Source organism: Crinalium epipsammum PCC 9333, assembly GCF_000317495.1.
In the GTDB taxonomy this organism is placed as follows: Bacteria; Cyanobacteriota; Cyanobacteriia; order Cyanobacteriales; family PCC-9333; genus Crinalium; species Crinalium epipsammum.
Genome location: NC_019753.1, coordinates 1,863,686 through 1,876,399 on the forward strand (window position 1 = coordinate 1,863,686; position 12,714 = coordinate 1,876,399).

Sequence of the window (12,714 nt, forward strand, 5' to 3'; positions counted from 1 at the left end):
CAATATTAAACAAGTTCAAACAATGTTATTAAAGGATACACTCATGTGTTAAGCTCGCAAGCATAGTTTTTATGTCAAGAAAAATTAATCGTCTGTCCAATAAGCACGCGAAAAAGTTTTTATTCGCTCAATTCAAAACATTGCTTCCAGTAATGTTTGTAATATATATACCAGTAGTTGTTCTTTTAGTCATCATATTTTTTAGTAAAATACCTTTTGAAATTCTTGCAGCAGATCCATTATCCATAACAAAATCACCTTTTTACTACGGAGCAATTTCAAATATAGGTGTATTATTTTGGTGTTCTACCGCAAGCGTTTGTTTTTTTTGCTTTGCAATATTTTTTAATAAAAAAATAAAAAAAGAATTTTCGCAATTTTTTCTATTTTCTGGTAGTCTAACATCTCTCTTATTACTAGACGATCTTTTTTTATTACATGAAGAAGTTTTTCCTAAATACTTAAATGTTTCTGAAAAATGTGTTGCTGTGATATATGGAATTATTGCTTTGCTATATCTAATCAAATTTAGAAAAACAATTTTAAAAACAGAGTTTATTCTTCTTATACTTGCTTTTATATTTTTTGGATTATCTTTAATTATTGACAATATTGGAATTATTACATATTTTTTTAAAAAAGCACATTTACTAATAAGTATTTTTAAGCTATTGGGGATTATTACTTGGTTTTCTTACTTTTCAAGAACTTGTATAGGGGTGATTAACCCTGTTTTGTCCCTCTTGAGGTAGTCCACTATCAAAGATAAGGATTAAGCATAGATTTGATTTAATATTTTTGCAGTTCATCATCACTAATCATTTCAGGGGGTAATGGTTGAGATCGCTCTACAATTCCCTTAACTTCATCATCTGTTAACTTATCTTGTGGTGGCGTTTCAGAATTTAAGTTTCTCGCCAGTATTGCCAAACGCGCCGCTTCTTCATGACCTTGGCGGTAAGCAAGTTGTGGTTGACGTTCCGCTTGATGATATTCTTCTTGTTTTTTGCGATATTTCTCTTGAGCTTGCTGATAAGGAGCGACAACTCTAGCCACCGCCTCAGTTAGTTGCACAACAGATTGTTGCATGAATTGCAACGACTCTTGCGCTACTTTTTCGGCAATCTTTCCACCTGGTTCAACAGGTAAACCCCACAGCCATTTCCAAATCCCAACTGCGCTACGCCCAGCAGTTTCGCCAATGAACCAATAAAAGATTTTTTTTCCTGTAATTTTCGCCATTGTTCCCCTCGTTCCTTGGGTGACAATAGCTTTTCGTTCTGAGAGGAGACTTTTTTTCTAATTCGTTACAAAACTTTACTAAATCACGAATTAGCTAACAGTCGCTCACCAGCCCGTTAAAATGCCTAAGTCCTAATTTATTCTGCTTGATTAGTTGGAAACGCGCCTGGTTTTACGGGGATGGTCTGAATTTGCCCATTACGGTTGACTTCTAATTGCAACACTCCATTGATAGCACTACCTTCTACACGCTGCTGGACATCAGCCGCAGATTCAACTAATTTGCCGTCAATTTTTTGGATCACATCTCCAGCACGAAGACCAGCTTTAGCTGCGGGTGAGTTATCAACAACTTTTGCAATCAATACACCTTTATTTGAGGTGATTTTAAAAGGTAAGCCTTGAGATTTATTAATTTCGGCTTTCAGTTCTGAAGTTAGGCTCAACATTTGGATGCCTAAATAGGGATGCTCAACCTTACCTGTAGTAAACAATTGATTAGCGATGCGTTCTGCTGTTTCAATTGGGATGGCAAAACCTAAACCTTGTGCGCCAGCACGGATGGCAGTGTTAATGCCAATCACTTCACCTTTGGCGTTTAATAATGGACCGCCTGAGTTACCAGGGTTAATTGCTGCATCGGTTTGAATAAAGCTAACTCGTTTATCAGGTACACCTACTTGGGAGCTAGAGCGACCTGTCGCGCTGACAATTCCCAATGTGACGGTGTTATCTAAGCCTAAAGGATTACCAATTGCGATCGCCCAATCTCCAGGGGTTAAGTTCTCAGAACTTCCTAGCTTGACGCTAGGCAAGTTGGTAGCATCAATTTTGACAACAGCCACATCTGTAACTTGATCAGCGCCCAATACCTTACCAGTTAAAGTCCGACCATCTTTGAGCGTCACTTTTACGGTATCAGATCCAGCTACCACGTGAGCATTAGTCATCAAACGTCCATCTGCACTGAGAATGAATCCAGAGCCAGTACCACGCTCTACCCTTTCTTCTGGCGTTGGTGCTTCATTACCAAAAAAGCGACGGAATAATGGATCAGAAAATTCTTTTGGCACTTGCTGGGCAACACTACGAGCAGCGTCAATGCGTACTACGGCGGGTCCCACTTGTTCGGCAGCTTGGGCAACGAAATTGAGGTTATCTTTTGCCCCACTGGTCTTGGTTGGGGCGAATGGTTGCTGTAGGGCAACTTGAACAGCCTGAGATTGATTATTAGTGTCGGTGTCCTGTGCCTTAATATAGCGACTGCCCAATAATCCAGCACCACCGCCGATAACTAGCAAAGAGACGTAAGTAGTTAGCTGCTTGACAAATGAACTCATAATTGCGCCTAAAGACAGCAAGACAGGTAATAAGTAGGTTAATCAAATTAAACATAACTTTTTATCAACAGAACTGGCGACGATAAAACAGCCACAAGCAGTTAAGTTTATTTGTTCGTATCTACTTATCTATAATTTAATGGGTTTTGATAGGGATTCACTACCTGTTCAGATAGACTTTAGGTTTTCCAGGCTTTTTTGCCTTCAAAAAAATAGAGTACAGGACTTCCGCAGAGATCCCCCCTAGCCCCCCTACCCTTCGGGAAGGCTATGCGCTTACGCGCAGGCTACGCCAACGCCCCTTAAAAAGGGGGGGAAATTCAAAGTCCCCCTTTTTAAGGGGGATTTAGGGGGATCTAGGTTTCAGGCTTTCGGTGCGTAAGTCCTAAGAGTGTTTAAATACTTAGTGCTAAATCTAGCATCGTTGCTCAGGCGATCGCTAAACTGCCAGAATGATTTTGCTGCTGGATCGGAATCTCAATCACAAACTCCGCGCCTTGACCTGGTTGGGAAATACACTTGATCTGACCCCCATGTTTTTCTGTAACAATCTGGTAGCTAATCGAAAGCCCTAGCCCCTTTCCTTCTCCAACAGGTTTTGTTGTGAAAAAAGGGTCAAACAGACGGTTACAGATTTCTTCACTCATCCCATTACCATTGTCAGCAATTCGGATCGCTACCCAATTATTTGCTAAGACTTCTGTGCTAATCAGAATCCAAGGAAAGTCCTCAGCCCTTTCAATCTGCGTTTCCAAACCTCCACAATTAATCTGCTGTACAGAGGTAGTTAGCAATTGGCGTATCGCCGTTGAATTGTGCTGAATTTCTAGCGCATCAATAGCATTACTCAGGATATTCATAAATACTTGGTTGAGTTGCCCTGCGTGACATTCTACAGATGGTAGTTTGGCATAATCTTTAATTACCTGAATTTCTGAACGCCCTGGTTTAGCTTTAAGCTGATTTTGCAAAATTGACAGGGTACTTTCGATACCATCATGAATATTGACATATTTCATCTCAGCTTCATCAAGGCGTACAAAGTTTCGCAATGACAGGACTAAATCCCTAATCCTATCTGCACCAAGTTTCATTGAACCCAATAGTTTTGGCAAATCTCTATTGACAAAATCTAAATCAATATCTTCGGCTACTTCCACAATTTCTGGCACTGGTTCAGGATAATAATTTTTATACAGTTGCAGCAAGTGAACTATATCCTGAATATATTGATCGGCATAAGTAATGTTGCCATAGATAAAATTAATTGGGTTGTTAATTTCGTGGGCAATACCTGCTACCAACTGCCCTAAACTAGACATTTTTCCGGTGTGAATTAGTTGAGTTTGAGTTTTTTGCAACTTTTGCAAAGTTTGTTCTAAGCGGGTTGCTTGTTCTCTCAATTGTGATTCTGATTTTCGTAAGGCTGTTTCCGCCGCCACACGATCTAAAATATCTATAACATTACTAACAAGTCTCAATCGTGTTAGTAAGTTAACAGGTTGTAGTACTTTCCGAATACTTTCATGGGTCACAATTCCCACTATTTCACCATCATCAGCAATAATCGGTAGGTGGCGGATGTGATGCTGACGAAACAGAGAAATAACTGTAAAGATATCGTGAGAGGTTGATTGATTAAGGCTAATTAACTGTTTTGGTAAGACATCCGCGATCGTAAGATTTGTTAAGGAAGTGCCAGCAGCAGTTAACCTAACAATATCTCGATTGGTAAATATGCCCACTAACTGTTTTTCTTGCACTACTAAGACACACCCAGCAGCATCACTAGCAACTTCTTCATCTACTGCTAGTTGGTGGATTAATGGGTCAAAATTGCTATTTTCTTCAGCCGCGTCTATTCTAGAATTTGAATTAGGCAGCACACATCTACTTCTTGCCCTACTCATTAGAGCTAAGACATCAGTAAGGGGGATGTCTGGAGCAACAACCAAGGCATGACGGTTAATTGCAGGCTCTATCGCTAATGAGTTAAGGGGCAGACCAGTCTGCTGCATGAGAAATCTTTATGCTAATTGCCAATTGGCTTAGATGTCTGCAATTTTACGCTAGAATTCATCTTTTTTAGTGGTTATTCTTAATTTGGATTAACAAATGTTTGCATTTAAGTAAAAAAAATTTATTTAGAGGTTGATAACACACGCCTGTATCAGGCTGCTGTTGCTAAAGTTTTGACTCAAGTTGTTTAAAATAAAACTATATTTCAATAAAAATTGATGCAGTCAGTTTCTTCAACCACATCCCCCCTGATAATTGCTGGCTTTCAGGCGCTGTCTGACCCTCTTCGGATTCAGGTATTAGAATTGTTGCGCTCTCAAGAGTTATGCGTTTGCGAACTCTGCGAACACCTGGGAACTACCCAGTCTAAACTGTCTTTTCATCTGAAAGCACTCAAAGAAGCAGAGTTAGTTCGCGCTCGTCAACAGGGACGGTGGATTTATTACAGCCTTAATTTGTCCCAGTTTGTTGTTCTAGAGCAGTACCTATCGGAGTACCGCCGATTTAGTCCCATTTTGCCTACACGGGTTTGTCGAGACGAGGTTTAATCCTCAATTTTTTCAAGTAGATCTACTTAATACAATTATTTTTTTGCTTGACATATCAATTTTTCTTGAAATAATAGAGAGGTTAACAAACTGTCCCGTTGTTGAACTTGAAGTTGCAGGCGGGGAGTAGTTGCTGGTATGAGATGAAGCAAGCACCTATCAAAAAACTCTCTTTTCTCGATCGCTTCCTGACCCTCTGGATTTTTCTAGCAATGGCAATCGGGGTAGGTATCGGCTACTTTTTCCCAGGCGTTGATGCTGTGATTAACCAGTTCCAAATAGGAACAACCAATATACCGATTGCTATCGGCTTAATTCTGATGATGTATCCACCACTTGCTAAGGTGCGTTATGAAGAGTTAGGCGATGTATTTCGTAATGGCAAAATTCTGGGATTGTCGCTGGTTCAGAATTGGATTATTGGACCTATTCTGATGTTTCTCCTAGCAATTGCCTTTCTGCATAACTACCCAGAATACATGGTAGGGCTGATCTTGATTGGGTTAGCTCGATGTATTGCGATGGTTGTGGTTTGGAGCGACTTGGCGCGAGGCAATACTGAGTACACGGCTGGATTGGTTGCCTTTAATAGTATCTTTCAGGTGATATTCTATAGTCCCTATGCGTGGTTTTTTCTGAGTGTGCTGCCACCGCTATTTGGTTTGAAAAGCAGTGTCGTTAATGTCAGCATTGCGGAAATTGCCCAAAGTGTATTTATCTATCTTGGAATTCCCTTTTTAGCGGGATTTTTCACTCGGTTCTTTTTAGTAAAGGCGAGGAGTAGGCAGTGGTATCACGAGGAATTTGTTCCTAAAATTAGCCCGATTACGCTGATTGCTTTGCTTTTTACAATTGTTGTCATGTTCAGCTTGAAAGGGAACTTAATTGTTCAAATTCCCCTGGATGTGGTTAGGATTGCAATTCCGATGATCATCTACTTCGTTGTGATGTTTTTTGTCAGCTTTTATATGGCGTGGCGCATCAAGACAAACTATTCTCAAGCTGCAAGTGTGGCGTTTACAGCAGCAGGAAATAATTTTGAACTTGCGATCGCAGTTGCAATTGCGGTGTTTGGGATTAATTCGGGTGCTGCCTTTGCAGCAGTTGTCGGTCCTTTAGTAGAAGTACCTGTATTAATCGGTTTGGTAAATGTAGCGTTTTGGTTTGAGAAACGCTATTTTATAGCGTCGAAATCAGAAGCATTTTAATAGTAACAACAAGGATTTAGACTGATGAAGCGTGTAATGTTTGTCTGTAAAAAGAACTCTGCTCGTTCTCAAATGGCAGAAGGATTTGCCAAGCATCTAGGCGTTGGAACGATTGATGTGACGAGTTCGGGATTAGAAGCCAGTGTTGTTAGACCAGAAGCGATCGCTACAATGAAAGACATTGGCGTTGATATTAGCCGTCAAACCTCGAAAGCTTTGAATGAGTTTAACGCCAAAGATTTTGATATTGTAATTTCTCTGTGTGGGTGTGGTGTGAATTTGCCCCCGGAGTGGGTTGAGCGAGCAGTTTTTGAAGACTGGCAACTAGATGATCCGGCTGAACAACCGGAAATTTTTCCGAGAGTGCGTGATGAGATTAGAACGCGGGTAACTCAGCTAATTGAGTCTTTACTGTAGAATTTTCACTTATTTAGATAATATGACTAACTTTGAGCATCCACCCAGAATCTTGTTTTTATACGGTTCGTTGCGAGAGCGTTCATACAGTCGTCTATTAGCAGAGGAAGCAGCCCGTATTATTCAAGAGTTTGGGGCAGAGGTCAAATTCTTTGATCCGCGTGAACTTCCTATCTATGGCAGTGTTCCCGATACTCACCCAAAAGTACAGGAGTTACGGGAGTTGAGCCAGTGGTCTGAGGGGCAAGTTTGGTCTAGCCCGGAGATGCACGGGCAAGTTACAGGGATTATGAAAAATCAGATCGATTGGATTCCGTTAAGTATTGGGGCAGTTAGACCAACTCAAGGCAGAACATTGGCAGTGATGCAAGTGAGTGGTGGTTCTCAATCTTTTAATGCAGTCAATACACTACGACTTTTAGGGCGTTGGATGAGGATGTTTACAATTCCCAATCAGTCTTCTGTTGCTAAAGCTTATCAGGAGTTTAATGAAGATGGCACGATGAAGGATTCACCTTATCGCGATCGCGTGATTGATGTGATGGAAGAACTTTACAAGTTTACGCTGCTGTTGCGTGACAAAGTTGATTACTTAACAGACCGCTACAGTGAACGTAAGGAAAAAGCTGCTTCTGAGACTATAAAAGTAGCTGATAATGCGCTTGAACTTAACGCGGCTAGAGGCAAATAAGCGATTGGGAGAAAACCGGAATTAGGGAACTTGTGGTCAAACCACAAGTTTTTGTAGTCTCTATTAGAAATTTTATGGGGTTAGGTAGGAAACTTTTATGAGTTTATAGCGATCGCAACACTTATCACCCTTATGGCACACTTAAGTATATGGGTAAGAAGTTCTCTCAAGATCTTAAAATGTTGCTAGAAAGTTTAGCTAATCATCCCTTGACATTGGGAGATATCTTAGCAAAAACTTCCGAGCGGGGTTTTAGCTTGGTTATTGGTTTGCTAGTTTTACCTTTTTTACTGCCCATGCCGCCTGGAGCCACTGGTATCTTTGGAGCAGCTAGCTTTTTACTAGCTATGCAAATGGCTATGGGCAGAAGAACTCCTTGGCTACCTAAAAGATTCGCTCGGTTTAAGTTTCCCCGTTGGTTTGCTTTGCAAATGTTGAAAAATGTGCAACGGGGTACTGGGTTACTAGAGAAATTTTCACGGCGGAGGTTATTGCATATTGCCGATAATCAGCGAATTTGGCGGTTGAATGGTTTCTGTATTGCGTGGCTAACAATTTTACTGATTTTACCTCTTCCTTTAACTAATCCTATTCCTACCATTGGGATTTTATTATTTGTAATTGCAACTTTAGAGTCTGATGGATTGTTAATGTGTGTTAGTTATGGAGTAACTGTTGTTATTACTTTGTTATTTGCAGTAGTTGGTTATTTGATTTGGCAAGCTCCTGGTTTTTTGGAAAATTTATTTAGATAATTAGGTAATGGGATTTTGTATAGTTAATTTAACAGACAGGAAGCGAGATAGCAGAGGAATTAGTTAAATTAGGCGTTCCAAAGAAGATATTGTTTTAGCATTCCATGAACCTTTAATTAGACAATACACAGGCTTTGCTATTGGCACTTAGGATTAGTTTATTTATTTCTGACAAATTGAAAGAGTGCGATCGCAGTATTGGAAAAAGTGCAGATCAACAAAATAACTATTCTCCCGATACTTCTGTCTGCAACACTTCCTGTAGTTGTGGGACTAATGAAGGTAAATCATTTTGAATTGTTTCCCAAACTCGCATCAAACTAACTTGAAAATATTCGTGAGTTACCACATTACGCATCCCTCCCATCAAACGCCAAGGTATGAGAGGATAGCGGGACTGGATTTCATTAGGTATATTTCTAGTAGCTTCTCCAATAACTACAAAATCGTAGAGAACAGCTTTGACAATGGTTGGATTTTTGGTAAATTCCTCAAATGTTATGCCGTTTATACGTTGCTCAATTTCAGTGATAGATACCAAAATATCTTGAATGCGTTGCCGCCAATCTCTAGAAGGCACAAATAATATCCTTTTGTACAGGTTCTCGCAAATGTTCTCTCAAAGCATCCTGAGTTCCTAAATCTACAGAACATCCCAGAATATCTTCTAAATAATACTGCACTTGCAAAAGTTGAAACAATCCGCCTGGTCGATCAAACTCTACTATAAAATCTACATCACTATCTAGATGAGCTTCATCCCGCGCCACTGAACCAAATAAATTAAGAGATTTTACTCCCATTTCCTGCAATTGCTTTCGGTGTGTCGCTAGAATGTACAGTACCTCATCCCGTTTCATGGCTGGCTTTCGTGCAAACAATTCAATATTAAGCTAGCACTTTTTAGATCCTATTGAAGGAGTGCGATCGCCTGATTCAAGTTGGAGAAGGAAACAACAGCAGTACAATGTTGTGAGATGCGATCGCTGTGCATCATTCTATTAAGACCGCTAATTAATGATGACACTGACAGAATTTTTTACACTATAATGTACCTAATAAAATACACACAAGACAATGGCGGAAATTACTTTAGAGGAAAGTAAACTCAAAGAGTTGCTAAAAGCAGTAATTCTTGAGTTACTGCAAGAACAAAAAGAAGATTTTTCTGAACTTTTAATAGAAGCTTTAGAAGATATAGCGATGAAAAATTCTATCAAAGAAGGCGAAAATACTGAAATAGTCAGTCGCGATGAAATTTTCAAAATTTTGCATAAGAAATAATGAATATTGAGTTTAGAAAGAGTTTTGAAAAAGATTTGCTCAAAATTCTTGATACTGACTTGTTGCCAAGAATTCAAGAAGTTATTGAACGGGTTGAACAAGCAGAACAATTGAGTGAAATTAGCAATCTCAAAAAACTCAAAGGTGAGCCAGACTACTATCGTATTAGAGTAGGGGATTACCGAATCGGTATTAAATTTAATGATAGTGTCGTGTATTTCATCAGGATATTGCATCGCAAAGAGATTTACAGATACTTTCCTTAATGGTCATCTCAGTTGTGTTATAGGTAAATTGCTTAATGCAGTGCCATACTTTGACCAATGTGAGCAAAATCTGCATCTGCGATCGCATCATTCAAGTTGGAGAAAGAAACAACAGCAGCACAATGTTGTGAGATGCCATAGTTGTGCATCCACCAAAAGATTGATGTTGTCAGAAAACAAGGGATTAAAGCAAGTACAATTATTGAAAATTGGAAAAGGATAAACCAGCCAGATAACAGGTAACGAAACGCTACAACCCTACTAACTTCGTACCAAAAGCTTTATAGAAAAATTTTTTTTTCGATTTAAAAGCCTTATATGCTCTAGTTTAGAGAAGAGAAAAGAGTAATCTTCTCCTCCACCCTCTCTTCCTATTCACCCCCACACCACCACACCACCCACAACCAGGGAGGTGTCCTTTTGGTGCATTTATTATAAAAGTAAGGTCTGAGTAACTCAACCAGTTTCCTCTTTTTCTCCAGCCCACTTCATCTGCTAGTTTACAGTAAGTATCCCAATCATAGCTACCATCTAATTTACCACCATTTGTGACCCAGATTTGTTTCTGCACAGAAAAACCAAATCTGTTATTGGAATACTTTAACCACAATTGGTCAATAGTGCGTAACTCCTGGGGAGGAAAATTGCGACAGCTATCTAAATCTAAGTAACCTTCTTTTTCCCTTCCTGCTACTTTTAACATTACTATAGTAGTTTCTTTGTCTGCTTCTCGCCATTTTCCATCTGCTAATAATCTATCCAGTTTCCGATAGTCACATTTAGAAGTAACTAAATTAATTTGTGGTTGTGGAGAAATAATAGTTTTTGGCAGTGATGATTGTGAAACAACTGTTTGAGGAATTGATGGAGATTGCAATGCTGATAAAACTTCTGTAGCAGATTGAAAGCGGTTGGCAATCTTATCCTGCAACATTTTATCTAAAACTTGTGCCAAGTTTTGATTAACAGATATTCCTTTTTGCTGTAACCATTCTTTCCAAACCCACTCGAAATTATGCAGATCAAAAATTTCATCAACAACTGAACCATTTCTTTCTTCTGGCAATACTCCCGTTAACAATCTAATTGCTGTTACTGCTAAACTATATAAATCGCTGGAAGGGTGTACCATGCCTCTATTTTGTTCTGGTGCAGCATAGCCAGGAGTACCTATACCTGTGCCTATTTTAGTCATTACTGTAGCACTAATTTGTTTAGACACTCCAAAATCTATTAACACTAAATCGCTAACTTTTCTACCTACAATAGCAGGGTCAAGCGGGATACTTCTGCGAATAATATTTTCTGGCTTAATATCTCTATGAATGACTGATTTATTATGAATAAAATCTAACACAGGTAACATTTCTAATAAAAGTTCTCTTACCTGAGTCTCGTTTAATCTACCTTTTGCTTGTAATTCCTTGAGTAAATCTTGTCCTGAAATAAACTCTTGAATTAAATATAACTTGCCATCTTGCTCAAAAAAAGCTAACAAATCGGGAATTTGGGGATGTTTCCCTAATTTGTCTAATAAATCTGCTTCTTGTTCAAATAACTGAATACATTTTTGCAACGCCCCGCTACCTTGTTGTAACGGTAAAAATTGTTTAATTACACATTGACTATTGCGGCGATGTTCATCTACGGCGATAAAAGTGCGACCAAAACCACCCTCACCAAGATAACGAATAGGACGATAATGATCTGCGAGTAGCAATTTTATTCCACAACTCTGACAAAATTTAGTCTGATTGGGGTTTTGGTGCAGACAATTAGGATTAAGACACTGACTAAGGGTACTACTCATTTGATATTTCCTCCCTGAACTGATAAAATTTGAGAAGATTTTAACCAATCAGCATCAAAAGATCCTAAATGTGTAGTAGTAATTAAAGTTTGAAAACGGTCTTGTATTGCATCAAGTAACTGATTTTGTCGCAGTGGATCTAATTCCGCTAGTACATCATCAAGTAGCAGCAAAGGTGGTTCGCCAACGACTTCTTCAATTAACTTTAATTCTGCTAGTTTAAGTGCTAATACTAACGTTCTTTGTTGTCCTTGAGAACCATAAGCTCTAGCAGGTGTTTGATTAATTGTAAATTCTACTTCATCACGGTGAGAACCAACTAAACTTGTACCGTGGATTTGTTCTGGTAGACGACGTTGTTGAATTTTATCTAAAAATGCTTGTTGAACTTTTTCTGGATCGTCGTCTTCTAAACTAACATTAGGAGCATATTTGATTTCTAAGATTTCAGTCTTGCCACTAATACTAGCGTGCCAATTATGAGCGAGTGGCGCTAACCTTTTTAATACTCTGGCGCGTCGGCGTGTTACCCTTGAGCCAGTAGTTGCTAGTTGCACATCCCATAAAGTTAATTGTGCATCTTGACTTTTACTTAATGAATGCTCACTTTTAATTTCTTTTAATAAAGCATTACGTTGTTTTAATACTTGGTTATATTGTTGTAAAATATGGGCATAAATTGGTTCAATTTGTATTAATAAAGAATCTACCCAACTACGACGGCGTTCAGGTGCGCCTCGAACTAAATCTAAGTCTAAACTGGAAAATTCTACAGCATTGAGAACACCTAAAAAGTCTAGTTGGCGTTTTAAGTTTTCTTGATTGAGGGCGACAGTACGCCGTCCTTGAGTGCGTACTGTTAAAGCTAAATCTGCAACACCATATTTGCGTTCTAAAGTGGCGGTAATTTGTCCAGCAGATGCTCCTTCTAAGACAAGATCGCGATCGCGCCCTACCCGATGACTTTTGAGCGTTGCTAGTAATTCCACCGCCTCTAGTAGATTAGATTTTCCCTGAGCATTATTTCCTACCAAAATCGTCTTCGGGGCGCTGAAGTCAACCCGTTGATCTTGGTAGTTGCGAAATGAGCGGAGGTGAAGAGTTTTTAGGTACATAGTTCAAGACTGAAAACTG

The 12,714-nt window shown here is 39.2% G+C and carries 15 protein-coding genes and 1 pseudogene; 9 read left to right on the top strand and 7 right to left on the bottom strand.

Annotation, left to right across the window (positions count from 1 at the left end):
• The first annotated feature begins 71 nt into the window (after positions 1–71).
• Positions 72–752, top strand: a complete 681-nt coding sequence (locus CRI9333_RS07885; RefSeq protein ID WP_051035355.1) for a hypothetical protein — start codon at positions 72–74, stop codon at positions 750–752.
• Positions 753–789: 37 nt separating this feature from the next.
• Here the strand turns inward: CRI9333_RS07885 and CRI9333_RS07890 are convergent, their stop codons facing one another.
• The 3 genes from CRI9333_RS07890 to CRI9333_RS07900 all read right to left on the bottom strand — a co-directional run bounded on the left by CRI9333_RS07890 (position 790) and on the right by CRI9333_RS07900 (position 4,600).
• Positions 790–1,242 (bottom strand): PspA/IM30 family protein, encoded by a 453-nt coding sequence (locus CRI9333_RS07890; protein ID WP_015202640.1) that lies wholly within the window; start codon positions 1,240–1,242, stop codon positions 790–792.
• 137 nt (positions 1,243–1,379) lie between these two features.
• Complete coding sequence (locus tag CRI9333_RS07895; RefSeq protein ID WP_015202641.1) at positions 1,380–2,582, bottom strand: HhoA/HhoB/HtrA family serine endopeptidase; 1,203 nt, start codon at positions 2,580–2,582, stop codon at positions 1,380–1,382.
• Positions 2,583–3,010: 428 nt separating this feature from the next.
• Positions 3,011–4,600 carry an ATP-binding protein gene (locus CRI9333_RS07900; RefSeq protein WP_015202642.1) on the bottom strand — a complete coding sequence of 530 codons (1,590 nt, stop codon included), beginning with the start codon at positions 4,598–4,600 and terminating at the stop codon, positions 3,011–3,013.
• 219 nt (positions 4,601–4,819) lie between these two features.
• Between CRI9333_RS07900 and CRI9333_RS07905 the strand changes: the two genes are divergently transcribed.
• The 6 genes and pseudogenes from CRI9333_RS07905 to CRI9333_RS25615 all read left to right on the top strand — a co-directional run.
• Positions 4,820–5,149, top strand: a complete 330-nt coding sequence (locus CRI9333_RS07905; protein WP_015202643.1) for an ArsR/SmtB family transcription factor — start codon at positions 4,820–4,822, stop codon at positions 5,147–5,149.
• Between the two features lie 143 nt (positions 5,150–5,292).
• Positions 5,293–6,357: an ACR3 family arsenite efflux transporter gene (arsB, locus tag CRI9333_RS07910; protein ID WP_015202644.1), complete on the top strand. Its 1,065-nt coding sequence runs from the start codon at positions 5,293–5,295 to the stop codon at positions 6,355–6,357.
• Positions 6,358–6,381: 24 nt separating this feature from the next.
• Positions 6,382–6,774 (top strand): arsenate reductase, glutathione/glutaredoxin type, encoded by a 393-nt coding sequence (gene arsC, locus CRI9333_RS07915; RefSeq protein WP_015202645.1) that lies wholly within the window; start codon positions 6,382–6,384, stop codon positions 6,772–6,774.
• Positions 6,775–6,796: 22 nt separating this feature from the next.
• Complete coding sequence (arsH, locus tag CRI9333_RS07920; protein WP_015202646.1) at positions 6,797–7,465, top strand: arsenical resistance protein ArsH; 669 nt, start codon at positions 6,797–6,799, stop codon at positions 7,463–7,465.
• 149 nt (positions 7,466–7,614) lie between these two features.
• The gene (locus CRI9333_RS07925; protein ID WP_015202647.1) at positions 7,615–8,220 is read left to right on the top strand and encodes an exopolysaccharide biosynthesis protein; all 606 of its coding nucleotides are present in this window, start codon (positions 7,615–7,617) and stop codon (positions 8,218–8,220) included.
• A gap of 47 nt (positions 8,221–8,267) precedes the next feature.
• Positions 8,268–8,371: pseudogene (locus CRI9333_RS25615) on the top strand (element excision factor XisI family protein); the annotation flags it as partial.
• A 75-nt stretch (positions 8,372–8,446) separates the two neighbouring features.
• Here the strand turns inward: CRI9333_RS25615 and CRI9333_RS07930 are convergent.
• The gene (locus tag CRI9333_RS07930) at positions 8,447–8,800 is read right to left on the bottom strand and encodes a HepT-like ribonuclease domain-containing protein (RefSeq protein WP_015202648.1); all 354 of its coding nucleotides are present in this window, start codon (positions 8,798–8,800) and stop codon (positions 8,447–8,449) included.
• Positions 8,790–9,080 (bottom strand): nucleotidyltransferase family protein, encoded by a 291-nt coding sequence (locus CRI9333_RS07935; protein WP_015202649.1) that lies wholly within the window; start codon positions 9,078–9,080, stop codon positions 8,790–8,792. Before CRI9333_RS07935 ends, CRI9333_RS07930 begins: the two co-directional genes overlap by 11 nt.
• 217 nt (positions 9,081–9,297) lie before the next feature.
• Here CRI9333_RS07935 and CRI9333_RS07940 point away from each other — a divergent pair, with 217 nt between their 5' ends.
• Together CRI9333_RS07940 and CRI9333_RS07945 are read left to right on the top strand one after the other, a co-directional pair.
• On the top strand, positions 9,298–9,504 hold the full coding sequence (locus CRI9333_RS07940; RefSeq protein WP_015202650.1) for a hypothetical protein: 207 nt from the start codon (positions 9,298–9,300) through the stop codon (positions 9,502–9,504).
• Complete coding sequence (locus CRI9333_RS07945; protein ID WP_015202651.1) at positions 9,504–9,770, top strand: type II toxin-antitoxin system RelE family toxin; 267 nt, start codon at positions 9,504–9,506, stop codon at positions 9,768–9,770. Before CRI9333_RS07940 ends, CRI9333_RS07945 begins: the two co-directional genes overlap by 1 nt.
• A gap of 328 nt (positions 9,771–10,098) precedes the next feature.
• Here the strand turns inward: CRI9333_RS07945 and CRI9333_RS07950 are convergent, their stop codons facing one another.
• The gene (locus CRI9333_RS07950; RefSeq protein ID WP_015202652.1) at positions 10,099–11,580 is read right to left on the bottom strand and encodes a GUN4 domain-containing protein; all 1,482 of its coding nucleotides are present in this window, start codon (positions 11,578–11,580) and stop codon (positions 10,099–10,101) included.
• A complete protein-coding gene (gene recF, locus CRI9333_RS07955; RefSeq protein WP_015202653.1) occupies positions 11,577–12,695 on the bottom strand; it encodes a DNA replication/repair protein RecF in 1,119 nt (372 codons plus the stop codon). The genes CRI9333_RS07950 and recF overlap by 4 nt, the downstream gene beginning before the upstream one ends.
• Positions 12,696–12,714: the final 19 nt, after the last annotated feature.